Source organism: Streptomyces sp. NPDC002889, assembly GCF_042888425.1.
Classification (GTDB): Bacteria; Actinomycetota; Actinomycetes; order Streptomycetales; family Streptomycetaceae; genus Streptomyces.
Map to the genome: position 1 here is coordinate 317 of NZ_JBIAPT010000020.1, position 25,304 is coordinate 25,620.

23 protein-coding genes and 1 riboswitch are annotated in these 25,304 nt (G+C 71.1%); of the genes, 9 read left to right on the forward strand and 14 right to left on the reverse strand.

Features of this window, described 5'->3' with window-relative positions; all coding sequences use genetic code 11:
* Positions 1-687: 687 nt before the first annotated feature.
* Positions 688-1,932, reverse strand: coding sequence for a cytochrome P450 (locus ACFYWI_RS27080; RefSeq protein ID WP_389237392.1), 1,245 nt, complete (start codon positions 1,930-1,932; stop codon positions 688-690).
* Positions 1,933-2,183: 251 nt separating this feature from the next.
* Here ACFYWI_RS27080 and ACFYWI_RS27085 point away from each other — a divergent pair, with 251 nt between their 5' ends.
* Positions 2,184-3,353 carry a steroid 3-ketoacyl-CoA thiolase gene (locus tag ACFYWI_RS27085; protein ID WP_389237394.1) on the forward strand — a complete coding sequence of 390 codons (1,170 nt, stop codon included), beginning with the start codon at positions 2,184-2,186 and terminating at the stop codon, positions 3,351-3,353.
* A gap of 460 nt (positions 3,354-3,813) precedes the next feature.
* Here ACFYWI_RS27085 and ACFYWI_RS27090 read toward each other — a convergent pair whose 3' ends face one another.
* From ACFYWI_RS27090 to ACFYWI_RS27125, 8 genes are all read right to left on the reverse strand, one after another.
* Positions 3,814-4,221, reverse strand: coding sequence for a transglycosylase SLT domain-containing protein (locus tag ACFYWI_RS27090; RefSeq protein ID WP_389237396.1), 408 nt, complete (start codon positions 4,219-4,221; stop codon positions 3,814-3,816).
* A 266-nt stretch (positions 4,222-4,487) separates the two neighbouring features.
* Positions 4,488-5,402, reverse strand: a complete 915-nt coding sequence (locus ACFYWI_RS27095) for an ECF transporter S component (RefSeq protein ID WP_389237398.1) — start codon at positions 5,400-5,402, stop codon at positions 4,488-4,490.
* Positions 5,399-7,180 (reverse strand): ABC transporter ATP-binding protein, encoded by a 1,782-nt coding sequence (locus ACFYWI_RS27100; protein WP_389237400.1) that lies wholly within the window; start codon positions 7,178-7,180, stop codon positions 5,399-5,401. Before ACFYWI_RS27100 ends, ACFYWI_RS27095 begins: the two co-directional genes overlap by 4 nt.
* Entirely contained in the window at positions 7,177-8,265 is a 1,089-nt protein-coding gene (locus tag ACFYWI_RS27105) for an energy-coupling factor transporter transmembrane component T (protein WP_389237681.1), read from the reverse strand. Before ACFYWI_RS27105 ends, ACFYWI_RS27100 begins: the two co-directional genes overlap by 4 nt.
* Positions 8,266-8,705: 440 nt before the next feature.
* The gene (locus ACFYWI_RS27110; protein ID WP_389237402.1) at positions 8,706-9,350 is read right to left on the reverse strand and encodes an SCO2322 family protein; all 645 of its coding nucleotides are present in this window, start codon (positions 9,348-9,350) and stop codon (positions 8,706-8,708) included.
* Complete coding sequence (locus ACFYWI_RS27115; RefSeq protein WP_389237404.1) at positions 9,350-10,600, reverse strand: prenyltransferase/squalene oxidase repeat-containing protein; 1,251 nt, start codon at positions 10,598-10,600, stop codon at positions 9,350-9,352. Before ACFYWI_RS27115 ends, ACFYWI_RS27110 begins: the two co-directional genes overlap by 1 nt.
* Positions 10,601-10,733: 133 nt before the next feature.
* A riboswitch (cobalamin riboswitch) is annotated at positions 10,734-10,806 on the reverse strand.
* 25 nt (positions 10,807-10,831) lie between these two features.
* Positions 10,832-12,037, reverse strand: a complete 1,206-nt coding sequence (locus ACFYWI_RS27120) for an MBL fold metallo-hydrolase (protein ID WP_389237406.1) — start codon at positions 12,035-12,037, stop codon at positions 10,832-10,834.
* Positions 12,038-12,169: 132 nt separating this feature from the next.
* Positions 12,170-12,295: a hypothetical protein gene (locus ACFYWI_RS27125; protein ID WP_389237408.1), complete on the reverse strand. Its 126-nt coding sequence runs from the start codon at positions 12,293-12,295 to the stop codon at positions 12,170-12,172.
* A 221-nt stretch (positions 12,296-12,516) separates the two neighbouring features.
* Between ACFYWI_RS27125 and ACFYWI_RS27130 the strand changes: the two genes are divergently transcribed.
* The 5 genes from ACFYWI_RS27130 to ACFYWI_RS27150 all read left to right on the forward strand — a co-directional run bounded on the left by ACFYWI_RS27130 (position 12,517) and on the right by ACFYWI_RS27150 (position 16,330).
* Positions 12,517-13,206, forward strand: coding sequence for a hypothetical protein (locus tag ACFYWI_RS27130; protein ID WP_389237410.1), 690 nt, complete (start codon positions 12,517-12,519; stop codon positions 13,204-13,206).
* Positions 13,207-13,386: 180 nt separating this feature from the next.
* Entirely contained in the window at positions 13,387-13,755 is a 369-nt protein-coding gene (locus ACFYWI_RS27135) for a VOC family protein (protein WP_389237412.1), read from the forward strand.
* A 213-nt stretch (positions 13,756-13,968) separates the two neighbouring features.
* Complete coding sequence (locus tag ACFYWI_RS27140; protein ID WP_389237414.1) at positions 13,969-15,429, forward strand: aldehyde dehydrogenase; 1,461 nt, start codon at positions 13,969-13,971, stop codon at positions 15,427-15,429.
* A complete protein-coding gene (locus ACFYWI_RS27145; RefSeq protein ID WP_389237416.1) occupies positions 15,429-15,662 on the forward strand; it encodes a ferredoxin in 234 nt (77 codons plus the stop codon). The genes ACFYWI_RS27140 and ACFYWI_RS27145 overlap by 1 nt, the downstream gene beginning before the upstream one ends.
* A gap of 149 nt (positions 15,663-15,811) precedes the next feature.
* Positions 15,812-16,330, forward strand: a complete 519-nt coding sequence (locus ACFYWI_RS27150; protein WP_389237418.1) for a hypothetical protein — start codon at positions 15,812-15,814, stop codon at positions 16,328-16,330.
* An 8-nt stretch (positions 16,331-16,338) separates the two neighbouring features.
* Here ACFYWI_RS27150 and ACFYWI_RS27155 read toward each other — a convergent pair whose 3' ends face one another.
* Positions 16,339-16,992, reverse strand: coding sequence for a TetR family transcriptional regulator (locus ACFYWI_RS27155; protein WP_389237420.1), 654 nt, complete (start codon positions 16,990-16,992; stop codon positions 16,339-16,341).
* Between the two features lie 197 nt (positions 16,993-17,189).
* Between ACFYWI_RS27155 and ACFYWI_RS27160 the strand changes: the two genes are divergently transcribed.
* The 3 genes from ACFYWI_RS27160 to ACFYWI_RS27170 are packed head-to-tail and all read left to right on the forward strand — an operon-like array spanning position 17,190 to position 20,400.
* Positions 17,190-18,527 carry a glycosyltransferase family 4 protein gene (locus ACFYWI_RS27160; protein ID WP_389237422.1) on the forward strand — a complete coding sequence of 446 codons (1,338 nt, stop codon included), beginning with the start codon at positions 17,190-17,192 and terminating at the stop codon, positions 18,525-18,527.
* A 53-nt stretch (positions 18,528-18,580) separates the two neighbouring features.
* Positions 18,581-19,312, forward strand: a complete 732-nt coding sequence (locus ACFYWI_RS27165; RefSeq protein WP_389237424.1) for a class I SAM-dependent methyltransferase — start codon at positions 18,581-18,583, stop codon at positions 19,310-19,312.
* A 2-nt stretch (positions 19,313-19,314) separates the two neighbouring features.
* A complete protein-coding gene (locus ACFYWI_RS27170) occupies positions 19,315-20,400 on the forward strand; it encodes a prenyltransferase (RefSeq protein WP_389237683.1) in 1,086 nt (361 codons plus the stop codon).
* Positions 20,401-20,540: 140 nt separating this feature from the next.
* Here ACFYWI_RS27170 and ACFYWI_RS27175 read toward each other — a convergent pair whose 3' ends face one another.
* The 4 genes from ACFYWI_RS27175 to ACFYWI_RS27190 form a co-directional block, all read right to left on the reverse strand.
* Positions 20,541-20,837 carry a hypothetical protein gene (locus ACFYWI_RS27175; RefSeq protein ID WP_389237426.1) on the reverse strand — a complete coding sequence of 99 codons (297 nt, stop codon included), beginning with the start codon at positions 20,835-20,837 and terminating at the stop codon, positions 20,541-20,543.
* A 117-nt stretch (positions 20,838-20,954) separates the two neighbouring features.
* Positions 20,955-21,965 carry an LLM class F420-dependent oxidoreductase gene (locus ACFYWI_RS27180; protein WP_389237428.1) on the reverse strand — a complete coding sequence of 337 codons (1,011 nt, stop codon included), beginning with the start codon at positions 21,963-21,965 and terminating at the stop codon, positions 20,955-20,957.
* A 111-nt stretch (positions 21,966-22,076) separates the two neighbouring features.
* Positions 22,077-22,880 (reverse strand): hypothetical protein, encoded by an 804-nt coding sequence (locus ACFYWI_RS27185; protein WP_389237430.1) that lies wholly within the window; start codon positions 22,878-22,880, stop codon positions 22,077-22,079.
* Between the two features lie 147 nt (positions 22,881-23,027).
* The gene (locus ACFYWI_RS27190; RefSeq protein WP_389237432.1) at positions 23,028-23,969 is read right to left on the reverse strand and encodes an N-acetylmuramoyl-L-alanine amidase; all 942 of its coding nucleotides are present in this window, start codon (positions 23,967-23,969) and stop codon (positions 23,028-23,030) included.
* Positions 23,970-25,304 lie beyond the last annotated feature (1,335 nt).

The following is a 25,304-nucleotide window of genomic DNA, read 5'->3' on the forward strand; positions in this document are numbered from 1 at the left end:
CCCCATTCAACGGTCGCGCACCCACCCACCGGCCCGCGGACCGCCCACCGCCTCGCCCGGCCGGCCCTCTCCTCACCCCGCCCAGTGACCAGCGGGCCTGAACCCTGCTCACGGACGGCCGACAGCCGCCTATCGCGCACGTCACCGCCCCATTCAACGGTCGCGCACCCACCCACCGGCCCGCGGACCGCCCACCGCCTCGCCCGGCCGGCCCTCTCCTCACCCCGCCCAGTGACCAGCGGTCCTGAACCCCAACCCACGGAGGACCGACGGTCGCTGAGCTCGCCCGTCACCGCCCCATTCAACTGCCGCGCACCCACCCACGGCCCGCAGCCGCCCGAAACGAACGGCCCCGGACGGACCCCCTGCGCCGACCTCCCCCCGGCCGCCCTCCCAAGAACATTTCCCGGCGGTGAAGGGGCGGGAGTCAAGGGTGAAGCGAAGCGAAATCGCCAACGGCGACGCGAGGGAGGAACGACCGAGCGCCCTTGACGCCCGACCCGAAGCCGCCACCATCAAGACCAGGAGGGCGGCCCCACACCACACCCACCAACCCGGCCAAACCCGAGACCGGCCCCACACCACACCCACCAACCCGGCCAAACCCGAGACCGGCAACCGTTGGGAGGCAGGGGCGCTGGGCGTGGGTGGGGTGGGCCCCCGCCTCCCGGGTCCGGGTTGCGCGGGTCAACCCGTGCTGACCTGGAGCTCCTTGATGCCGTTGAGCCACGCCGAGCGCAGCCGACGTGGGTCGCCCGCCAGGCGCAGGTCCGGAAGGGCGCCGGCTATCGCGTTGAAGATCAGGTTGATCTCCATCACCGCGAGTGACTTGCCGAGGCAGAAGTGCGGGCCTCCGCCCCCGAAACCCAGATGCGGGTTGGGGTCGCGCGTGATGTCGAAGCGTTCCGGCGCCTCGAAGACCTCGGGGTCGTTGTTCGCGGACGAGTAGAAGAGGCCGACCCGGTCGCCCTCCTTGATGCGGGCCCCTCCCAACTCCACGTCCTGGGTGGCGGTGCGCTGGAAGGAGACGACCGGGGTTGCCCAGCGCACGATCTCCTCGGCGGCGGTCTCGGGGCGTTCGCGTTTGTAGAGCTCCCACTGGTCGGGATGGGTGAGGAACGCGTGCATGCCGTGGCTGATCGCGTTGCGGGTGGTCTCGTTGCCGGCGACGGCCAGAAGGATCACGAAGAATCCGAACTCGTCGGAGGACAGGTTGCCTTCGCCCTCGGCCGCCACCAACTGGCTGACGATGTCCCTGGCCGGGCACTCCTTGCGTGCCGCCGCGAGGTTCATCGCGTACGAGACGATCTCCATCGCGGCCTCGGTGCCGACCTCCTCGGTGATGGCGTACTCGGGGTCGTCGTACGCCGCCATTTTGTTGGACCAGTCGAAGATCTTGGTGCGGTCCTCCTGGGGTACGCCGATGAGTTCGGCGATGGCCTGGAGCGGGAGCTCGACCGCGATGTTGGTGACGAAGTCGAAGCTGCCGGTCTCCTTCGCGCCCGCCGACGCCGTCTCCACGATCGCTCGGGCGCGCCGGCGCAGGGCGTCCTCCAGTGATCGCACGGCACGCGGGGTGAAGCCGCGCTGGACGATCTGTCGGACCCGGGTGTGCTCGGGCGGATCCATGTTGAGCATGATCAGCTTCTGGACCTCGATCTGGTCGCGGCTGATCGTCTCGTTGAAGCGGATGACGGCGGTGTTGGTGCGGGAGGAGAAGAGCTCGGGGTGGGTGGAGACGTGTTTGACGTCCGCGTGCCGGGTGACGACCCAGTAACCCGCGTCGTCGAAGCCGGAGATGCCGGTGGGCTGGCTGCACCACCAGACCGGGGCGGTCTGCCGCATCCGGGCGAACTCGGGGTGGGGGATGCGGGCTTGGAGAAGGTCGGGATCGGTGAAGTCGAACCCTGCGGGCAGATGGGGGCAGGACATCGGCGGCTCCAACTTCAGGTCTGACGGCCCATCAGAAGTTGGCCGAAAGGTAGTAACGAGTTCTATAAGTGGCAAGAGCTGCGGTGGGAACTGTTGCCTGCGAGGGGCGCGGCAAGGGGCGTGCACGCCCCTTGCGTACCGGGGGTAGCACTCCTGAGACTGTGAGCAGAACTAGAACGTGTACTAGTTCGCCAGTTCGGCCCTGAGGGCGCCGGGACGCCCCCACGGCCGCGCGAGGAGAGGACGAGCTCATGGCCGCGGAACCCGTCATCGTCGAAGCCGTACGCACCCCCATCGGCAAGCGCGGAGGAGTGCTCGCCAACCTCCATCCCGCCTACCTGCTGGGGGAGACCTACCGTGAACTCCTCGGCCGCACCGGCATTCACGCCGACTGCGTCGAGCAGATCGTCGGCGGCACCGTCACCCACGCCGGCGAGCAGTCCATGAACCCCGCGCGCACCGCGTGGCTCGCGATGGGGCTGCCGTACGAGACGGCGGCCACCACCGTCGACTGCCAGTGCGGCTCCTCCCAGCAGGCGAGCCACATGGTCGCCAACATGATCGCGGCCGGGGTCATCGACGTCGGTATCAGCTGCGGCGTCGAGGCCATGTCCCGCGTACCGCTCGGCAGCGGGTCCAAGTACGGGCCCGGCAAGCCGTTCCCCGACGAGTGGAACGTCGACCTGCCCAACCAGTTCGAGGCCGCCGAGCGCATCGCGCGTCGCCGCGGGCTGACGCGCGAGAACGTCGACGCACTCGGACTCGCCTCCCAGGAGCGGGCCGCCATCGCCTGGGGCGAGGAGCGCTTCAAGCGCGAGACGTTCGCCGTTCAGGTGCCCACGACGGAGGAGGAGCAGGCGGCCGGGCAGGGCATGTGGCGGCTCGTCGACCGGGACCAGGGGCTGCGCGACACCTCGATGGAGGCGCTTGCCGGGCTGAAACCGGTCATGCCCACGGCGGTCCACACCGCGGGCAACTCCTCGCAGATATCCGACGGCGCCGCGGCCGTCATGTGGGCGTCCAAGCGGATGGCGCGGGCGCTGAAGCTGAAGCCGCGCGCCCGGATCGTGGCCCAGGCGCTGGTGGGCGCCGACCCGCACTACCACCTCGACGGCCCGATCGACGCGACCCGCGCGGTCCTCGGCAAGGCGGGGATGTCGCTCGGTGACATCGATCTGGTCGAGATCAACGAGGCGTTCGCCTCGGTGGTGCTCAGCTGGACCCAGGTCTTCGAGCAGGACCTGGAGAAGGTCAACGTGAACGGCGGAGGCATCGCGCTCGGCCACCCGGTGGGCGCGACCGGCGCCCGGCTGATCACCACGGCACTGCATGAACTGGAGCGCCGGGACAAGGAGTTCGCCCTGATCGCGATGTGCGCGGGCGGAGCGCAGGCAACGGGCACGATCATTCAGCGCCTGTGAGCCCGGCGCCGCCATGAGCAGGTTCTGGTTCTCCGGGTGCGGCCCGGTAAGTGCTGCGTGCTTCCGCCCGGGAACCCCGGGCGGAAGTGCAACGGGTCGACGGCTACGTCCAGGAGTGGTTGGTCATCTGCGTCAACTCGGCCGTTGTAGTCGTAATCGGCGCCCCCGCCACCCGGAGCGCTCGCCGGCCGGTTGACGGTGTTCGAGTGCGTCATGGCGATGGCGGGGGTCGCGTGGTCCGACAGCGAAACGCCGGCGGCAGGACGAACCCGACGACCTGCCACTTGCGCCGGTTGATACGTGGCGCGGGTCTGCGGAGCGAACTTGCTCTGCGAGAGAGTTTCGGGCCACCGTATGGGCACCTTGAGCCTTCGCACCTGAATGGCGCACTGCGTACATGCGGCGAGGCTCCGAAGCGACGTGTCGCTTCGGAGCCTCGGGCGCTCGTTGTATCGGCGGCTCAGTACCAGTGGTTGGCCTGCCAGAAGTTCCAGGCGCCGCACGGGCTGCCGTAACGCTCGTTCATGTAGTCCAGACCCCACTTGATCTGGGTCTTCGGGTTGGTCTTCCAGTCGGCACCCGCGGAAGCCATCTTCGAGCCCGGCAGGGCCTGGACCAGGCCGTACGCGCCGGACGAGGCGTTGGTCGCCGTGTGGTTCCAGTTGGACTCGTGCTCCACGATCTTGCTGAAGCACTGGTACTGGCCGGCAGGCATCATCTGCTTGGCGATCTGCTGCGGGGTGGCGTTCGCGGCCGAGGCCGTCGAGGTCGCCCCCATCACCGCACCGGCCGCACCGAGAAGCACGGCGGTGCCGGCGACAACGGACTTGTGGCGGGCAGTGAAGCGGGTGATCAGCGAGCGGGACAAGGCGCAACCTCTTACGTCGGGTACGGGGGGTCGCGAGGCCCGGCCCGAATGGACCTGTGTGCCGGGCTCGAAGCCCTGCGGCGCCTTGCGACGAGAACAGTTGTAGCCGGGGCCTCGGACGTCGCGCCGTGACCGGGCTCACCCGTAGATACGACCCAGAACGGGTATGAGGTGCTTAAACCGCTAAATGACCAAATGGCATATTGTGGTAGTTCGTGCAGGTGGGGAGGGATGCCTGTAGGTCGGTCGGTCCCGGGATGTGACTACTAGGTCCGATCGTTCCGGGACCCGGCCGTGTGGTCCGCCTCACCCCGTTGCGGAGGGTTCGGGGGCTCGAATGTGACCTGGGCCTCGAACGCCGCCCGCCGGGTGGCACGGCGAAGTGCCTTGAGGAGCGTGGAGCCGAGCGCGAGCGTCAGCACCACCGTCAGCACCGCCCGCCCCATGTCCCAGCCCAGCGACGTCGCCGCGCAGTAGGCGAGGAAACGGAGCAGGTTCTCCTGCACCGGGTCGCCGGGGTGGAAGGAGATACCGGACGAGAGCCCGCCGATGTACGTCCAGCCCTGCAGATTCATGACCGTTCCGTAGGCGAGGGCCGCGACGGCCCCGTACGCCGCGAGCATCAGCAGCTCCGCGCGCCCGCGCAGGCGCTCCGGCCCGGGCAGCAGCCCGGCGCCCATGGTGAACCAGCCCATCGCGAGCATCTGGAACGGCATCCACGGCCCCACCCCGCCTGTGAGCAGCGCGGACGCGAACATGGTGACCGACCCGAGCACGAACCCGAAGCCTGGACCGAGGACCCGGCCACTGAGCACCATCAGGAAGAACATGGGCTCCAGACCCGCGGTGCCCGCGCCCAGCGGTCTGAGCGCCGCGCCGACCGCGGCCAGCACTCCGAGCATCGCCACCGCCTTGGCGTCCATGCCGGTGTCGGCGATCGTCGCCACGACAACGGCGACGAGGAGCGGCAGCAGCGCGGCGAACAGCCAGGGGGCGTCGGCGGAGTGCGCGAGCCCCGAGTCGGCGTCGGCGAGCAGCGGCCAGCCGAAGGCGATCACCCCGATCGCGCTGATGAGCACGAGCGCGGCGATCGAGCGGGGGCCGAGGCGGATGGGGCGCGTGGCGGTCTTCGGGTGGCTCCTCACGGGGCCTTTCACGGTGTTCTGCGCGGCGCTCTTCACAGGGCCTCCCGTACCTGGGAGACGGTCAGCCACTCCTGGGGGGCGAGGATCTTGCTGACCTGCGGCGCGAAGGCGGGCGACGAGACCACGATCTGGGCTGTCGGGCCGTCCGCGACGACCTCGCCGTCCGCCAGGATCACCACGCGGTGCGCGAGCTCGGCGGCCAGCTCCACGTCGTGCGTGGCCAGCACGATGGCGTGGCCGTCGGTGGCGAGGCCCTTGAGCACGGTGACGAGCCGCGCCTTCGCCGCGTAGTCCAGACCGCGGGTCGGCTCGTCGAGCAGCAGCAGCGGAGGCCGGCCGGTCAGCACGATCGCCAGCGCGAGCGCGAGGCGCTGCCCCTCGGACAGGTCACGGGGATGGATGTCGTCCGGGATGCCCGGGAGCAGCTCGCCCACCAACGCGCGGCACGACCCGGGCGCCGCACCCGCGTCCGCGTCGGCGGCGTCGCACTCGGCGCCGACGGTGTCCGCGTAGAGGAGGTCCCTCGGTTCCTGGGGGACGAGCCCGACCTCGCGGATCAGCTCCCTCGGCTCCGTCCGGTGCGGGATACGGCCGCCGACGAGCACGCTGCCGGAGGTGGGCTCGATCATGCCGACGAGGGCGGAGAGCAGGGTGGACTTGCCGGCGCCGTTGCGCCCCATCAAGGCCACGGTCTCGCCGGGGGCGACGGTGAGGTCGACATGGCGGAGGGCCTCGATGCGGGCGCGGCGGATGCCCAGGCGGGTGACGGTGGCGAGGGGGTCGGTGACGGGGAGTTTGTCCCCACCCCTCCCCTTCCCTTCACCGGGGCTCCGTCCATGGGAGCCTGTCCGGCGATTGAGGACACGCCCGAAGAGCGTACGGGGACGTGGGGGCATGCCCCCGGTGTCGGGAACCGGGGGTGCGGGGGCGAAGCCCCCGGTCACGGGAAGTGAGGATCCCCCCACGCCGCCAGGCGTAGGGGGAGGGGCGGGGGAAAGACCCTTCAAGCGTTCACGCAGCCCTCCCGCCCTGCGCCGCGCGTCCCGTACCGACAGCGGCAGCGGGGACCACCCCGCGAGCCGGCCCAGCGCCACCACCGGTGGATGGACCGGCGACACCCCCATGATCTCCGCCGGGTCGCCGACCACCGGAGCCAGTCCCGGGCCCGGCAGCAGCACGACCCGGTCCGCGTACTGGACCACCCGCTCCAGGCGGTGCTCCGCCATCAGCACCGTCGTGCCGAGGTCGTGGACCAGGCGCTGGAGCACAGCCAGGACCTCCTCCGCCGCGGCCGGGTCCAGCGCGGACGTCGGCTCGTCGAGCACGAGGACCTTGGGGTGCGGGGTCAGCACCGAGCCGATCGCCACCCGCTGCTGCTGGCCGCCGGAGAGCGTGGCGATGGGGCGCTCGCGCAGGTCCGCGAGGCCGAGGAGGTCCAGCGTCTCCTCGACACGGCGGCGCATCACGTCCGGGGCGAGGCCGAGCGACTCCATGCCGTACGCCAGCTCGTCCTCGACCGTGTCGGTGACGAAGTGGGCGAGCGGGTCCTGGCCCACCGTGCCGACGAGGTCGGCGAGTTCGCGGGGTTTGTGGGTGCGGGTGTCGCGGCCGTCGACGGTGACGCGGCCGCGCAGCGTACCGCCGGTGAAGTGCGGCACCAGCCCGGAGACGGCCCCCAGCAGGGTCGACTTGCCCACACCGGAGGGGCCGACGAGAAGCACCAGCTCGCCCTCGGGAACGGTCAGATCGATGCCGCTGATCGTGGGCGCCGCGGCGTCGCCGTACGTCACCGAGACGTTCTCGAAGCGGATCACGACGACTCCTTGGGTACGGGGGCGACGAACGCCGGGAGCAGGCCGACGAGCGCGGACAGCGCGGGCCACAGCGGCAGCGTCGGCGCGGTCAGGGGTACGACGCCGGGGTGCAGCGCCTCCGGGTCCTGGACGCCGGCGCGGATCATCAGTGCCGCGACCGTCACGCCGGACCCGGCGACCAGCCAGGACCGTACGCCCCAGTGGTCGGGGCGGTAGCGGGTGCGCACGGAGCGGCGGCCGCCGAGCCACAGGCCGCCGACCGCCGCGAGCAGCCCGGCGATCAGCAGGGGCAGAACGTGAGCGAGGCCCGTCGCCGTGAGCAACCCGTATGCGCCCGCACAGACGCCGAGCAGGCCGCCGAGAGTGAGGACAGTGGTGGTGCGGCGTACGGCGGGTGGGACGTCGGCCGTACGTCCGTACCCGCGGGCGTCCATCGACGCGGCGACCGCGACCGACCGCTCCAGCGCACCCTCCAGGACGGGCAGCCCGATCTGGGCTATGGCCCTGATGCCCCCGGTCGGGCGGCCGCGCAGCCGGCGGGCGGTGCGCAGCCGGACCACGTCCGCGACCATGTTCGGCGCGAAAGTCATCGCGACGACGACGGCGACACCCGCTTCGTACAGCGCGCCGGGGAGGGACTTGAGCAGCCGGGCCGGGTTGGCGAGCGCATTGGCGGCGCCTACGCAGATCAGCAGGGCCGCGAGCTTGGCCCCGTCGTACAACGCGAACACCAGCTGTTCCAGATGCACGCGCCCGCCGATGCGCACCCCCTCCGCCCAGTCGGGCATCGGCACTTCGGGAAGCGTGAACATGACGTGCGTACCGGGGATGGGGGAGCCGAGTACGACCGAGAAGACGACGCGGATGACGATGACGAACAGCCCGAGCTTGACGAACGCGCCGTAGGAGCGGGCCCACGGCGCATCGGTGCGGCGGGCGGCGACGACGTATCCGGCGACGCCGACGAGCAGCGCGAGCAGCAGCGGATCGGTGGTCCGCGACGCGGCGACGGCCAGCCCGAGCGCCCACAGCCACCAGGCCCCGGCATGCACCGCGTTGCTGCGACTGGCGGCGGGCGCGCGCAGCCCCCCGAGGGGGAGGGTGTCTGGGCGCCGTGCGCGCTCGGCCGAGCTGTCGGCCGCGGACGGATGCGCATCCGCGGCGCGCCCGCCGGTGGAAACGGGCTCACGCCGGGCCGCGTGTGCGGCCCTGTCGTCCGTCGTGGTCGGGGTCGCAGCGGGCGGGTCGGCGGCGTCGCGCCGGGCGGCCCGGCGCGACGGGCCATGCCCGGCGGCCGGGCCGGATGCCGAGTCGCATGCGGCGGCGCCTGGCGCCGGGGATTCGTGCTGCCGGCGCTGCACGCCCGACGTGCCGGCCGGCGGCGTCGGGCCTGCAGCCCCGCTGCCCGGCAGCGCCTCGGAGTCGCGGCGGCCGTCCGGCGAAGAGGCGTTGCCCGGCAGGGGCTGCACCCGGTGTGGCGGCCCGGACTCGTCCGGATCGTGCGGGGGGTGGCCGGGCGCAGGCGTCATCGGGTTCGCCGGCGGCGGTACTGCCACAGCCCCGCCGCGCCCAGTGCCAGCACCGCCGCGATCCCCGCAACGAGGCCGAGCGACGGGCTGCTGTCCGTGTCGTTGCTCGTGGCCTTCGGGGCCTGCGCCCCGGTCTTCTTCTCCCCGGAGACCTGCTCGCCGCAGCCGGACGCCGGGTAGCCCGAGATCGCGCACAGCAGCGCGCCGCTGTTGTAGCGCAGCGGCTTTGCCACCGCCGCGAGCGCCTCCGCGCTGGTCGCGTCCTCGGAGACCTGTGCGCATGCCGTGCGCTGCGCGGGCGGGGTCTCGCCCTCGGGCGCGTCCTTCACCGTGCCGGAGTCGATGACGAGCGCGATCCGCTTGGTGCCGTCCTTCGCCGGGGTCTTCGCGCAGATCGCCGCGAAGTCCGGTTCCGTGCGCGGCTCGGCCGAGTCCCCGCTGTCCTCGCTCACCGAGAACCGGAATCCGTTGACGGACCCGTCGGCGGGCCGAGCCGTGGCCGGGCCTTCGGTGGCGTACGTCCACGTGCCGCCGCCGCTCTGCCAGAACGACCAGTAGCGGTAGCCTGCCGCCTGCGCGGGCGCCGCGCTCAGCACCGTGAGGACGGCGCCGAGCACGAGCACCAGGAACCGGGTACGCATCAGTTCCGCTTCTTGCGGCCGCTGATCAGGAAGCCCGCTCCGATGCTGGCGACGAACACCACGCCCACGATCCACCACACGGTCGAGGACGACTGGGACGTCTCGCCCTTCTTCTCGTCGCTCGATGCGGCGGCGGACGTGGGCGACGACTCCTTCGGCGCGGGGCCGGTCGAGTTGAGCGCGGTCACCAGGTTCTGGCCGCCGAAGCTCTTCGGGTCGACGCCGGCCGCGTGTGCCGCGAAGATCAGCTGGGCGTAGGCGGCGGGGCCGTTCTCCTTGGCCCAGGCGGCCGAGTTCTTCTCCAGCCAGGCGAGCGGCTGGTCGACCTGCTCGGTCAGACCCTGCGCGGTCAGGGTGACGACCGCGTCCGCCGTGTTCCCGAAGTCCGGCTTCGGAGCGGTGTCCTTCGCGCCCGGCATCGGAGGCGTGTCGAAGTGCCCGCTCTTGGCGAGTCCCTTCGCGAGGTACGCCGCGCCGTTGTGCGCGGCGCCCTCGATCGTGGTCGCCTTCTCACAGACCGTGCCCTTGGTGTCCTTCTTGGCCGCGTTCACCACCAGGCCCTTGCCGTGCGCGCCGAGCACCGCCGCGGCCGTGGAGTCGGCGACGATGCCGGGCGACGCGACCTGGTACACGAACGCGCCGCCGTCCTTGCCGCCGCACGGCTTCGCGAACGTCAGCAGCGCGTCGTACGGCGACTTGCCGTCCTTCGACGTCACCTCGGCCGGCGTCGCACCGGCGGCGGCGAGCGCCCCGATCACGATCGAGGTGGAGTTCGCGTCGCTGGCCCCGCCCGGGTTGTAGCCCCAGCCGCCGTCCTTGTTCTGTACGGACTTCAGCCACCCGACCGTCTTGTCCACGGCGTCGTCCCGGCCGCCGAGTGCGGCCAGGGCCTGCACCGCGGCGGCACTGGCGTTGGTGTCCAGCGGCAGCTTGGCGTCGCACGCCTTCGTGGCCTCGGCGCGGTACGAGGGGAAGCCGCCGTCCGCGCACTGCTGCCCGGTCAGCCAGTCCACGGCCTTTTTGGCGGGCACCACGCCGACCGTGTCCTGGGCGAGCAGCGCGAGCGACTGCCGCCAGACGCCGTCGTACGTCGGGTCGCCCTGGCCGTAGAGGCCCGACGGCAGCGCGGCGGACGGGGACGGCTTCGGGCTGGGCGCCGCGACGGCGGACTGTGCGGTGGCGGGTACGACGGCCAGGCCGAGGACGGCGGAGGCGGCGAGCGCTATTGCGCTGCGGCGAATGGTGGTCATGGCTGGCGGGTGCCTCTCCTGCTCAGGGCCGGGCGCAGGCACGGTGAGGCACCAGGCTCGGCTCCGTATCCCTCGACGGTGCCGGCCCACCGGGCGGATCCCGGTGAGCACGAGCCGGTCACAACCGCGTACAGGGCATTCCGACTCGCCGCCGATGACGGCGGCTCACGGTTGCGGGTCAGTGCCGGATTTGCACCGGCTTCCCCCCGTACGGGCATGATGACGACGCGCTCACTCTACCGGCCGGTCACCGGCCGGCGGCGGGGCGTGGGTCACAGGGGACCGGCCGGCCTGCGGCGCACCCGGGAGAGGCGGGTCGGCCGGCACCGGGCGGGGTACGAGCCTGCGCCGCCGATCCCGCTGGAGCGCCACGTACAGCGTCGGCGTGCTGCCCGCCAGCACCTCCGCCCGCCCCAGCTTCACCAGCCGCCGCAGATGCGCCTCCGCCTCCGAGACCGCGATGTTCCGCGAGCCGTAGGGGATCTGGTCCCAGGGCCGGTTCCACTCCATCCGCTCGGCCACCTGCCAGGGGGTGCGCGGGCGGGCCAGCAGCGTCAGCAGCCCGGCAAGACGTTCCTCGTGATGGGCGAGCAACTCCCGTACCCGGCCTGCCGCGTCGGTGAACGCGTGCTGGTGGGCGGGGAGGACTTCGGCGGGGGCGAGGCGGCCGATGCGTTCGAGGGAGTCGAGGTAGTCCCCGAGCGGATCGGTGACCGTGGCGTCGTCCGGGTCCTCGTACAGACCGATGTGCGGGGTGATCTCCGGGAGCAGGTGGTCGCCGGAGAACAGCCGCCCGTTGCCGGGCCGCAGCGCCGGGTGCGTCTCCTCCAGATGCAGACAGACATGGCCGGGCGTGTGACCGGGGGTCCATACGGCGCGCAGCCGGCGCCCCACCAGGTCGAGCAGCTCGCCGGGGACGATCTCCCGGTCGGGCAGGGCCGCGCGCAGACCGGGCAGCGTACGGGTACGGCCCGAGGCGCGGGCGGCGAGCAGTGGGGCGGTGTGCTCCTCGGGCGCTCCCGCGCGGGTGAGCTTGTCCACGAGGTAGTCGAGCCACAGGCCCGGTTCGGCTTCCCGGGTGCGGCGTACGACCGAGGCGTCGGCGGCGTGCATCGCGATCCAGGCGCCGGACGCCTCGCGGACCCGCCCGGACAAGCCGTGGTGGTCGGGGTGGTGGTGGGTGATGACGACGCCGTGGATGTCGGCGGCCGAGGTCCCGCAGGCGGCCAGGCCGGCGGTGAGGGTGCCCCAGGAGGCGGGGTCGTCCCAGCCGGTGTCGACGAGGACGGGTCCGCGGTCGGTGTCGAGGAGGTGGACCAGGGTGTGCCCGAGCGGGTTGTCCGGGATGGGGACCCTGATGGACCGTACGCCGCCGCCGTGGTCGGTGATCTGCTGGACGGAGGACTCGTCTGTCGGCCCGTCTTTCGTCGACGACACGCCCATTGCCCCCTATAACGAGAACTGATGAACCGTCAGGATGGCCTGTGAGGACTCCATAAGGAACCCCTCCGACCGGCTGCTTCGCACAGGGGGCCGTAGGTGCCGGCCCTGCCTGCGGGCGGCCGTGTGTCACGGATTCGGGATGCTCCACAGCCGTGTGATGTCGTCCTCGTCGGTGGTGGCGAGGAGACTGCCGTCCGCGTTCAGTACCAGGGAGTCGATATCCGCGATGTGGCCGGTGAGGGGATCGCCCATCCTCAGCTCCTGTCGTCGTATTCCACATCTGCGCCTGGTGGTCCGACGGTGACGTAGCGCGCGGTCTCCGCTCACAGCCAGCACCTCGGGAAGGGGGCCGGCGACTGGCCAATCACGTCGGATGTCATGGTTCATGTCTTGAAGATTGAGTACGCGTACCCACTCCATGCCGGGTAACCGCGCCCATCTGCCGCGCTCCACCGCTGACATACCGTCCCCATATGCCCGAGGAACCCGTAGCAACCAGCACCACCCCCGCCCCGACCGGGTCCAGGTCCCCCGTCCTCGGGGCCCTCGGATGCGGCTGCACCGCGCTCGTCGCCGTACTCGTCGTCGTACTCGTTCTGGTCGTCCAGCTCGCATGGGGCTCATGGGGGTCGACGGACCTTCCCCGCGCCGCGCCCGAGGACATGGCGAGCCGCGCCTTCCAGCGTTCCCAGGAGGCGTACGACGTCGTGGGGTTCAAGCGCACCGTAGAACCAGGGGTCGAGGACATCGGCGTCAGCACGGAGAACACGTTCAGCTCCGGCTTCTGCTACGACGGGGGTCTGCTGGGGCTGGAGGACAAGACCGTCGACGGCGCCTACCGGATGAGCCACAGCTGGGCGCTCGACCACGTGCCCGCCAGCCGTGCCGTCTCCGGCCTCCGCCGACTGCACCAGCACTTCAAGGACAACGGCTGGGAGGTCACGTCCTACCGCGAGGGCGCGAAGGGCCAGGACTGGGACCTGTTCGTCCAGCGGGACGACGGGGCCGAGCGGATGTCCTTCACCTGGTTCCCGGACCGGGAGTACTTCACCGGCGGCGCCACCGGGTCCTGCGCCTACGACCCCGAGTGGGAGAACGGCGACGTCGGCCCCGCCGGGGACCACCAGTCGCCACCCGCCCTCGGGCCCGCACAGCGGGACTGAGGTGCGTCACTCCAGTCGTACTTCGCAACTTGCGTGGGCGTGGGGGCAGCCGGTCACGTCGACTCTGCGCCGCGGCTCGGCGGCGACGTACGGCCAGGTCACGAAGTGTGAAGCTGATCAGTACGGTGTGCCTCGGCCGTGACCCTTGCCCGAAAGCGTGATTGCCGTGACGGAGTTGCCATGCCCCTGCCGATGAAGCTCACCGCGATCACACTCGACTGCCCGGATCCTCAGGCGCTGGCCGCGTTCTATCGGCAGGCCACCGGGCTCGAGCTTCACCCTGAATCCGACGGTGACTTCGCCGGCCTCGCCAGCGAGGACGGGCTCTTCATCGGCTTCCAGCGGGTGGACGGCCACCAGGCTCCGCGCTGGCCCGACCAGGCCGCGCCACAACAGGTCCACCTCGACTTCGCAGTCGATGACCTCGACGGGACCGAGGCCCTGCTGCTGGAGCTGGGCGCTTTCAAGCCGGAGTACCAACCGGGCGGCGACAGGTGGCGGGTCTTCACCGACCCGGCCGGGCATCCCTTCTGCCTGACCAGAAGCTGACGTCGAGGTCGCCGCCCGCAGCCCCGACATCACAGGACCGGCCGCCGTCACGCGGGCTCCGCAGGAGTGCACGTCTCTTCATCCGGCACCCGCCCGACGTACCCGGCGATCCTCGACCGCAGCAGTTCGTTCCGGCCGTGGACTCCTTCAACTGGAACTGGTATCAGTTCTGAAACTGTGTCAGATAGTGCGGCCCAGCGGGAGGCAGCAGTCATGACCGAGCTCATCGAACACGGAAAACTGTTCATCGGCGGGGAGTTGACCGATCCGATCGGCAGCGACGCCATCGACGTCGTCTCCCCGCACACCGAGCAGGTCATCGGCCGCGTCCCGCACGCCTCGCGGGCGGACGTCGACCGGGCGGTGGCGCTCGCGCGCAAGGCCTTCGACGAAGGGCCCTGGCCACGCTCCACGCTCGAGGAGCGGATCGCCGTCGTCGGCCGGATCAAGGACGCGGTCGCCGTACGGCACGAGGAGATCGCCCGCTCCATCAGCTCGCAGAACGGCTCCCCCTACTCCTGGAGTGTCCTCGCCCAGGCGCTCGGCGCCATGATGGTGTGGGACGCGGCGATCACCGTCGCCCGCGGCTTCGCGCATGAGGAGCGCCGCGACGGGGTGCTCGGCCCGATCCTGGTGCGCCGCGAGCCCGTCGGGGTCGTCGCGGCCGTCGTGCCGTGGAACGTCCCGCAGTTCACCGCCGCCGCCAAGCTCGGCCCCGCGCTTCTCGCGGGCTGCACCGTGGTGCTCAAGCCGTCGCCGGAGTCGCCCCTGGACGCGTACATCCTCGGCGAGATCGCGCAGGAGGCCGGACTGCCCGAGGGCGTGCTGTCGATCCTGCCGGCGGACCGCGAGGTGAGCGAGTACCTGGTCGGGCATCCCGGCATCGACAAGGTCTCCTTCACCGGCTCGGTGGCGGCCGGCAAGCGGGTCATGGAGGTCGCTTCGCGCAACCTCACCCGAGTCACGCTCGAGCTCGGGGGCAAGTCGGCGGCCGTGATCCTGCCCGACGCGGACCTCGACACGGCACTCGCCGGGATAGTCCCGGCCGCCTGGATGAACAACGGCCAGGCGTGCGTGGCCCAGACCCGTATCCTCGCGCCGCGCAGCCGCTACGACGAGATCGCCGAGGCGTTCGCGGCCGCGGCCTCGGCGCTGGTCGTCGGCGACCCGCTGGACCCGGCGACTGAGGTCGGCCCGCTGGTGGCCGCGCGCCAGCAGCAGCGCTCGCTGGACTACATCCGGATCGGTCAGGAGGAGGGCGCCAAGGTCCTGTGCGGCGGCGGCCGCCCGGCGGGGCCGGAGCGCGGCTGGTACGTCGAGCCGACGCTGTTCGGAGGTGTCGACAACTCCATGCGCATCGCACGCGAGGAGATCTTCGGCCCGGTGATCTGTCTGCTGCCGTACGGGGACGACGACGAGGCGGCTGCGATCGCGAACGACTCCGACTACGGCCTCAGCGGCAGTGTGTGGACCTCCGACGTGGAGCGCGGCGTCGACTTCGCCCGCCGGGTGCGTACGGGGACGTACAACGTCAACACCTTCAGCCTCGACATGCTCGGGCCGTTCGGCGGCTACAAGAACTCAGGTCTGGGGCGGGAGTTCGGGCCCGAGGGGTACGGCTCGTACCTGGAGCACAAGATGATCCATCTGCCCGCGGGGTATGGAGCGCGGTGATGGGGGACCGCTGGCACGTCGAGGTGGACCGGAGGGTCTGCATCGGATCGGGCATGTGTGTGGGCCACGCGCCGGACGGGTTCCGGCTGGACTCCGCCCGGCAGTCCCGCCCTCGGGCCGATGTCGCCGACGCCGACGAGAAGGTCCTTGCCGCGGCGGAGAACTGCCCGGTCGAGGCGATCGTGATCACCCTGCTGGGGAGTGGGGAGCCGGTCTTCCCGCCCGAGGAGTAGCCCGCGGTCCGGTCCGGTTCACCGTCCGCTCCACCGTTCCCCCATCGCCCGGAGTTGGCCTGTGCGAATGCCCGCGCGAACATCCGTGCCAGACTGCTCCCTTGACCGCGCGGGCAGGGGGCCCGTGCGCGATGTGAATCGGGAGACCTGTGCGCAAGGCGAGGTGGGTGGCCGCGGCCGCCGGTGTGGTGCTTCTGGTGGCGGGATGCAGCGGTGCGAAGGACGACAAGCCCGGGACGTCGCGCTCCGGTTCGTCCGCCGCTCCGGCGGAAGCGGGCGGGAGCCTGGACGCCGCCGCGGCCACCAAGGAGATCGCGGACGCGGCCACGGCGGCAGGCTTCACCGAGGAGCCGTCGGAGGAGGATCTCCCGGCTTCCGTCGAAAAGTGCGGGGTCTCCTGGCAGGCGGACGTCAAGAAGGTTGCCGACCCGCAGAAGTCCTACGACGCGACGCTGGCGGCCCTGAAGCAGGGCGGCTGGAAGCATGCTCGGGAACTCAAGGAGAAGGGGTCGGTCATCACAGCCCTGGACAAGGGCGGCTGGACTCTGAGGGCGAGGTACATCGGCCGGGCCGACACGTTCCTGGTGATCTTCTTCGAGGCCACGGACAACAGTGCCGAGTGCGAGAAGGCGATCGACGAGGAGCTGGCGAAGAACAAGATGTCGTAGGGCACCGGCTACGCGCGGCCGCGTCCCCTCGCGGGCGCGGTCGGCTCGGCAGGCGGCGGGGCCGTCAGGTCGATCAGCCGGCACACGGTCTCGATGTCGATCTTCACCTGGGCGATCGAGGCGCGCCCCGACAGCCAGGTGATCAGTGCCGAGTGCCAGGTGTGCTCGATGACCCGCACCGCCGAGAGCTGCTCGGGCGTCGGATTCTCCAGGCCCATCGCGTCCAGGATGATCGCCGTCGTCTGCCGCGAGACGGTGTCCACCTCGGGGCTGACGCTGCGGTCGGCGAAGGTGAGCGCCCGCACCATCGCGTCCGCGAGATGCGGCTCGCGCTGCAGTGCCCGGAAGGCCCGCATCAGCGTCTCGGCGACCCGGTCCGCCGCGTTCCGGCCGCCCGGCGGCCGCTTGCGCAGGGCCGTGTGCATGTGCTCGAGCTGGTCCTGCATGGTGGCGACCAGTAGATGGATCTTGGACGGGAAGTAGCGGTAGAGCGTGCCCAGTGCGACGCTCGAGGACTCGGCGACCTCGCGCATCTGCACCGCGTCGAAGCCGCCCCGGCTGGCCAGTTGCGCACTGGCGTGCAGGATGCGACGCCGACGCGCCTCCTGGCGTTCCGTCAGGGGCGCCGAGGGGGGCCCCGCCGACCTGGCTTCCGCTGTCATATGTCCCGTTCCATGGACGCGTCCGGATCGCACAGCATGGCAGGGCTCCTGCCGTGGCGCGAATCACCTGATCCGCCGGTCACAGTCGCGCTACCTGCCGGTAGATTCGAACCCCTCGGCCGATCAAGTCTGAAACTTGTTCTAGATTAGCGCGAGCGATTACGCTCCGGCGAAAAGCAGTGAGAAGGGGGCCGTGGGTGACCGCAGAGGCCATAGAGGTCGGCCCCCGTGCGGGCACGTCCGGCGGCGGTGACGCACCGCTTCGTATCGCCCTCCTGACGTACAAGGGGAACCCGTTCTGCGGCGGCCAGGGCGTCTATGTCCGGCATCTGTCGCGCGAGCTCGCGCGCCTCGGCCACAGCGTCGAGGTCATCGGTGCCCAGCCCTACCCGGTGCTCGACGAGGGCGTGCCGCTCACCGAGCTGGCCAGCCTCGACCTGTACCGCAGCCCCGACCCCTTCCGCACCCCGAAGCTCGGCGAGTACCGCGACTGGACCGACGCGGTCGAGGTCGCGACCATGTGGACCGGCGGGTTCCCCGAACCGCTGACGTTCTCGCTGCGCGCCCGCCGGCATCTGCGGGCCCGTCGCGGGGCGTTCGACGTCGTCCACGACAACCAGACCCTCGGCTACGGACTGCTCGGCGACCTCGGCGCACCGCTGGTCACCACCATCCACCACCCGATCACCGTCGACCGGAAGCTGGACCTGGACGCGGCGGCCGACTGGAAGCGGCGCGCCTCCGTACGCCGCTGGTACGGCTTCACCCGGATGCAGAAGCGGGTCGCCCGCCGACTGCCGTCCGTGCTCACCGTCTCCGGCTCCTCGCAGCAGGAGATAGTCGATCACCTCGGCGTACGGCGTGAGCGCATCCATGTCGTCCACATCGGTGCCGACACCGACCTCTTCTCGCCGAATCAGGAGATCGCCGAGGTCCCCGGCCGGATCGTCACCACCTCCAGCGCGGATGTCCCGCTCAAGGGGCTCGTGTTCCTCGTCGAGGCGCTGGCGAAACTGCGCACCGAGAATCCCGACGCCCATCTCGTCGTCGTCGGCAAGCGGGCCGAGGACGGCCCGGTGGCGCAGCTGATCGAGCGCTACGGACTCCAGGACGCCGTCGAGTTCGTCAAGGGCATCACGGACGCCGAACTGGTCGATCTGGTGCGCAGTGCCCAGATCGCCTGTGTGCCGTCGCTGTACGAAGGCTTCTCGCTGCCGGCGGCCGAGGCGATGGCCACCGGCACCCCGCTGGTGGCCACCACCGGCGGCGCCATCCCCGAGGTCGCGGGACCGGACGGCGAGACCTGCCTGGCCGTGCCGCCGGGAGACGCGGGGGCCCTCGCCACGGCGCTGCGCCGACTGCTGGACGACCCGGAGCTGCGAGCCCGCCTCGGCACCGCGGGCCGCGCCCGGGTGCTGGCGCGCTTCACCTGGAAGCAGGCCGCGATCGGCACCGCCGAGCGCTACCGCGAGGCGATCGCCGCCGCCTCCACGGCCCCCGCCTCCGCGCGCGTCCAAGCCGTACGCACCCCCTGAACCGCCCCGCCCCCTCGCACCACCCGCTCCGACGCCCAGGAAGGCAGACCCCCGTGCTGACCGTCGACTTCTCCCGCTTTCCGCTCGCCCCGGGCGACCGCGTGCTCGACCTGGGCTGCGGCGCAGGCCGGCACGCGTTCGAGTGCTACCGGCGCGGCGCGCAGGTCGTGGCCCTGGACCAGAACGGCGAGGAGATCCGTGAGGTCGCCAAGTGGTTCGCCGCGATGAAGGAGGCCGGCGAGGCCCCCGAGGGAGCAACGGCCACCGCGATGGAGGGCGACGCGCTCAACCTGCCGTTCCCCGACGAGTCCTTCGACGTCGTGATCATCTCCGAGGTCATGGAGCACATCCCGGACGACAAGGGTGTGCTCGCCGAGATGGTCCGGGTGCTGAGGCCCGGCGGCCGGATCGCCGTCACCGTGCCCCGCTACGGCCCCGAGAAGATCTGCTGGGCGCTCAGCGACGCCTACCACGAGGTCGAGGGCGGCCATATCCGCATCTACAAGGCCGAGGAGCTGCTCGGCAAGATGAAGCAGGCGGGCCTGAGGCCCTACGGTACCCACCACGCGCATGCGCTGCACTCGCCGTACTGGTGGCTCAAGTGCGCCTTCGGCGTCGACAACGACAAGGCGCTGCCGGTGCGCGCGTACCACAAGCTGCTGGTCTGGGACATCATGAAGAAGCCGCTGGCGACGCGTGTCGCCGAGCAGGCGCTCAACCCCCTGATCGGCAAGAGTTTCGTCGCCTACGCGACCAAGCCCCACCTGCCCAAGGTCGACGCGTGACCATGTCCAGGCGCGGCCCCGGCCGTACGGAACACCTTGTGCTGCCCGGGGTCCTGACCGCCGAGCAGGCCACCGAGACCGTCTCCGGCATCCTCGCGATGCAGCGCCCCGACGGTGCGATCCCGTGGTTCCGCGGGCACCACCTCGACCCGTGGGACCACACCGAGGCCGCGATGGCACTGGATGCCGCGGGCGAGCACGAGGCCGCGGCCCGCGCCTACGAGTGGCTGGCCGCGCACCAGAACGACGACGGCTCCTGGTACGCCGCCTACCACGACGGCAACGCCGACGAGCCCACCGACCTCGGCCGCGAGACCAACTTCTGCGCGTACATAGCCGTCGGCGTCTGGCACCACTATCTGTCCACCGGCGACGATGCCTTCCTCGACCGGATGTGGCCCGCCGTGTATGCGGCGATCGAGTTCGTGCTGGAGCTCCAGCAGCCCGGCGGCCAGATCGGATGGAAGCGCGAGGCGGACGGTACGGCGGTCGACGACGCCCTGCTGACGGGCAGTTCCTCGATCCACCAGGCGCTGCGCTGTGCGCTGGCGATCGCCGCGGAACGCGAGGAGGCGCAGCCCGACTGGGAGCTCGCGGCCGGTGCGCTCGCCCACGCGATCTGCGACCACCCCGAGCGCTTCCTCGACAAGGACCGCTACTCCATGGACTGGTACTACCCGGTCCTCGGCGGCGCTCTGACGGGCGCTGCGGCCACGGCCCGTATCGACGCGCGCTGGGACGAGTTCGTCGTGCCCGGTCTCGGCGTGCGCTGCGTCCTGCCCAACCCGTGGGTCACCGGCGGCGAGAGCTGCGAACTGGCCCTCGCCCTGTGGGCGATGGGCGAGTCCGACCGGGCGCTGGAGATCCTGCAGTCCATCCAGCATCTGCGCGCCGATGACGGCATGTACTGGACGGGGTACGTCTTCGAGGGCAGCCCGGCCATGTGGCCGGAGGAGCTGACCAGTTGGACGGCAGGGTCGCTGTTGCTGGCGGTGGCCGTACTGGGCGGGGACGAGGCGACCACCGCGGTCTTCGGCGGGGAACGCCTGCCGCGGGGGCTGGCGCCGGACTGCTGCGGGGGCCGTTAACCGGAGGCCATGGCCCCGGGACCCGCGCCTCGAACGCCGGCGAAAGCCTTGACCGCCGGCGACCGCCTTGTCCGCCGGCGGACAAGGCGGGCCGGGGTCCGGGGCCGAGCACCGGTCAGGGCAAGGGCTGTGGCGGCCGGCTAGTGCCTGCGCAGCTGGCCGGCCACGGCGTGGCCTATGAAGAGATACACCACGGCCGCGAGACCGTAGCCGGCGACGACCCGCGCCCATGCCTCGTCGAACGTGAACAGGTCATGCGACCAGCCGGCGAGCCAACGCGCCGAGTCCTGGACGAAGTTGACCAAGTCGTTGGCGCGGTTGGCGTCCAGCAGGTACATCACGATCCACAGGCCGATGATGAAGGCCATGACGTCCGCGATGACGACGACGACTCTCGCGGCAGTGGTGGTGTTGCTCGCACGTGTAGTCATGGCCATCGTGTTGCCGCTTGTGCGCGCGTGAAACCCGTCGGCTGGAGGAGGCGGGCAGCGGCTCCGGGGCTCCGGTCCTCGACAACGCGCCGCTCGTGTCCCAACTCGGCGGGCGGCACCGGCTCAGCTGTTCAGCTCGGCAAGCACGCGCAGTGTGTCCGGATCGGGAGCCGTGACCAGCAGATCGGTGACCGGCCCCCTGCGCCACAGCTCCAACCGCTCAGCGATACGTTCACGAGGCCCGACCAGCGAGATCTCGTCCGCGAACGCGTCGGGCACCGCCAGCACCGCCTCCTGCTTGCGGCCGGCCAGAAACAGCTCCTGAATCCGGCGGGCTTCGGCCTCGAACCCCATGCGTGCCATCAGCTCCGCATGGAAGTTACGGGCCGCGTGGCCCATGCCCCCGATGTAGAAGCCGAGCATCGCCTTCACGGGCAGCAGCCCCTCGGCGACATCGTCGCAGACGCTGGCGCGGGCCATCGGCGCGATCATGAAGCCCTCGGATACGGCGGCGAGCGAGGCCGCGTACACGTCCGTACGGAGCGGCGACCAGTACAGCGGCAGCCAGCCGTCGGCGATCCGCGTCGTCTGCGCGATGTTCTTCGGGCCCTCCGCGCCCAGCAGCAGCGGCAGATCCGCGCGCAGCGGATGGGTGATCGCCTTCAGTGGCCTGCCGACACCGACGCCGTCCGCGCCACCGTACGGATGCGGGTGGAAGCGTCCCGCCAGTTCCACCGGCCGCTCACGGGCGAGGACTTGGCGGATGACGTCGACGTATTCGCGGGTCGCCGTGAGCGGGCTGCTGGGGAACGGGCGGCCGTACCAGCCCTCCACCACCTGCGGCCCGGACAGGCCGAGCCCCAGCATCATCCGGCCGTCGGAGAGATGGTCCAGGGTCAGTGCGTGCATGGCCGTCGCGGTCGGGGTGCGGGCGGCCATCTGCGCCACCGCCGTGCCCAGCCGGATCCGCGAGGTGTGCGCGGCGATCCAGGTGAGGGGGGTGAAGGCGTCCGACCCCCAGGCCTCCGCCGTCCACACCGAGTGGTACCCGAGCCGCTCGGCCTCGCGGGACAGTGCGAGATGGCCGGGGTCGGGGCCGCGTCCCCAGTAGCCGAGCGCGAGTCCGAGTCGCATGCCTGCCCCTTCGCTAGGCGTATGTGACGGGGCGTCAGGATCGGGTTTCAGGGTACGGCAACGGCCCCCCGCCCGGAAGGGCGAGGGGCCGTGCGAACTACGGGCTTCGGATCAGCCGCGCTGGATACCCGTGGTGTCCTGCAGCACGCCACGACGGCCGTCCTGCGTCTGGGCCACCAAGCCGGGACCACGCTGCTCCACCGCGAGGTACCACGTACCGGGCGCGAGTTCGGCGATCGGGGTCGGCGAACCGTCCTCACCGTACAGCGGACGGGCCACCGGCACCGCGAACCAGAACGGCGTGAAGTCCGAGGGCGCACCGCTCTGCTGCGGAGCGGCAGCCGCCGGGGCCGGCTGACCGCCGCCCATCGACTGGCCGCCGTACGGCTGGGCCTGACCGGGCTGGGGCTGACCCGGCTGCGCGCCGTAGGGCTGCTGCTGGGCACCCGGGTAGCCGTAGCCACCCGCCTGCGGCTGCGCGCCGTAAGGCTGCGGGGCGGCGGGACGGGGGGCGCCCACGAGGGGGGCCTTGAGGGCGGGGACGAGCGGGGAGGCGATGGCACCAGCTGCGAGCGCGATGGTGGAGAGCAGGCCGAGGATCATGCCGGCGCCCGCGTCGGCCTCCATGTCGATGATCGTCCAGAACGCCGTCCACAGGGCGAACACGGAGAAGGCGACACCGAACTGGCCGAGGTCGAGGTCGGCGACCTTGCGGCCCGGCATGCTGCGGCCCACGACGATCAACGCGGCACCGATGACCCCCGCGAGGAACATGCTCATCAGGAGGCCCAGGTTGTCCCAGGCGTTCAAGTTGACGCCCTCGAAATCAATGGTGTCGAGGAACGAGGCGATGAACAGCACCACCGCTGCTCCGATCACCACGCCATCGCCTCGAGTGAGGGAGCGGATGTTCACGTATAAGTCCTTCGTCGTCGTCTCATCGGGGCGGTCGTCGCTGCCGCCGGTGCGGCGGTGTGCACAGACGCGGAGCTCGGGGGTGACTCCCCATCGTAGAGGTGAATCTATCGTCTACCGGTTCCAGGCGTCTGCCGGGTATGGCAGTTACCCCTCCAGGTAGCTGCTGATGCCGTCCGCCATTCCCTGGGCCGCCTTCTGCCGCCAGCCCGGGCTGGTCAGCAGTGCAGCGTCCTTGGGATCACGCATATTGCCGCATTCGATGAACACCTTGGGAACATCGGACAGGTTGAGGCCACCGAGATCCTTGCGTACGTCCAAACCCGTGCCGCCACCGACGTAGTTGGATGGGGCGCTGCCCGTCGCCCGCACGAACTTTCCGACGATCCGCTCGCCCAGGTCGCGCGAGGGGCCCACGATCTTCGAGGTGTCGGCCGCGCCTGACTTGACCAGGGCCGGGAGGATCACATGGAAGCCGCGGTTGCCTTCGGCCGAGCCGTCGCCGTGGACGGAGATGACCGCGTCGGCCTCGGCTTCGTTGCCGAATCGTGCCCGTTCATCGATGCAGGGGCCGAACGGACGATCGTTGTCGTGGGTGAATTCGACCCGTGCGCCCTGCTTCTCGAGAAGGGTGCGAAGACGGTGTGAAACATCGAGGGTGAATTCGGCCTCGGTGTAACCGGCGTTGGTGGATGTACCCGTCGTGTCGCATTCCTTGCGGTTCGTGCCGATATCGACGAGCTTGTTGATATCGCGGGAATGGCGAAAATTACCGGGATTGTGCCCCGGGTCGATGACGACCACCTTGCCGGCCAGCGGCCCCGACGGGCCCTTAGAAAAAGCCGGTGATGCGGTGGGCGGCACGAGCGACGGTGAAGCGGACGGGGGCGCCTGGGGCGTCGTGTCGCCGGGCTTGCCCGCGGTGGCCGGGGTGGACTCCTTCGACGGCCGGCTCTCCCCGGGGCTGCCCATCACCTGCCAGGCCAGCCACCCCGCCAGGGTGGTCGGCGCCAGCGCGGCGACGGCAAGGAGACCGCGCCGGGAGCGACGCGGTCCGGTGGCCGGGGTGGGGTTCTCGTCGTACGACACGCTCGCGATGCTAGACGAGTAGACCTTGTTTCTCTCGGCGCGGGCCGGTGGGACCGGGTTGGTGTGGTGGGTGTGGGGCCGGTCCGGGGTGGGCCGGGTCCGGGGGTGTGGTGTGGGGCCGGTCTGGGGGTGGGCCGGGTCCGGGGGGTGGCGTGGGCCGGTCTGGGGATTGGCCGGGTCCGTGGGTGTGGTGTGGGGCCGGTCTCGGGTTTGGCCGGGTTGGCGTGGTGAACGTGGGGCCGCCCTCCTGGTCTTGATGGTGGCGGCTGCGGGTCGGGTGTCAAGGGCGCTCGGTCGTTCCTCCCTCGCGTCGCCGTTGGCGATTTCGCTTCGCTTCACCCTTGACTCCCGCCCCTCCACCGCCGGGAAATGCACTTGGGAGGGCGGCCGGGGGAGGGGGGCCGCTGGAGGTGGGCTGGGGCCGCTCGCCGTGCGCGGTCCGCGGGCCGGTGGTGGGTTGCGCACCAGTTGAATGGGGCGGTGGCGCGTCGGCTCGGCGGCTGTGGGCCGTCGGGGAGTTGGGGTTCAGGCCCCGCTGGTCACCGTCCGGGGTGAGGAGAGGGCCGGCACGGGTCGAGGCGGTGGGCGGCTGCGGATGGTAGGGGCGCGGGCACTCCCGGGAGCGCACCCAATGCCCGATATCTCCCTCAATGTCCCGTGTATGGATCAGGTCGTGTACGCGGATTCCGGTGAGACCGGAATCCGCGTACAAGAACTCAGGAAGGGGGTCGCTATGCCCCCTTTGCCCCACGGGATTGCCGGGCGCGCCCCACACACCCATTCCCCCCACCACCGAACAGTGACCAGCGGGCCTGAACCCCCACCCACAGACCAGCGCCACCCACCGAGCCGGCCCGGGCCACCCCACTCAACTCCCGTGCACCACCCACCGGACAGTGACCAGCGGTCCTGAACCCCAGCCCGGAACATGCCTGCGGTCGCTGAGCGCAGCCGCCACCGCCCCATTCAACTGCCGCGCACCCACCCACGGCCCGCAGCCGCCCGAAACGAACGGCACCGCACGGACCCCCTGCGCCGACCCTCCCCCCGGCCGCCCTCCCAAGAGCATTTCCCGGCGGTGAAGGGGCGGGAGTCAAGGGTGAAGCGAAGCGAAATCGCCAACGGCGACGCGAGGGAGGAACGACCGAGCGCCCTTGACACCCGACCCGCAGCCGCCACCATCAAGACCAGGAGGGCGGCCCCGCGCTGCTCCCTGGGGCTTGGCCGGTTTGGGACTGGCCCCGCGCTGCTCCCTGGGGCTTGGCCGGTTTGGGACTGGCCCCGCGCTGCTCCCTGGGGCTTGGCCGGTTTGGGACTGGCCCCGCGCTGCTCCCT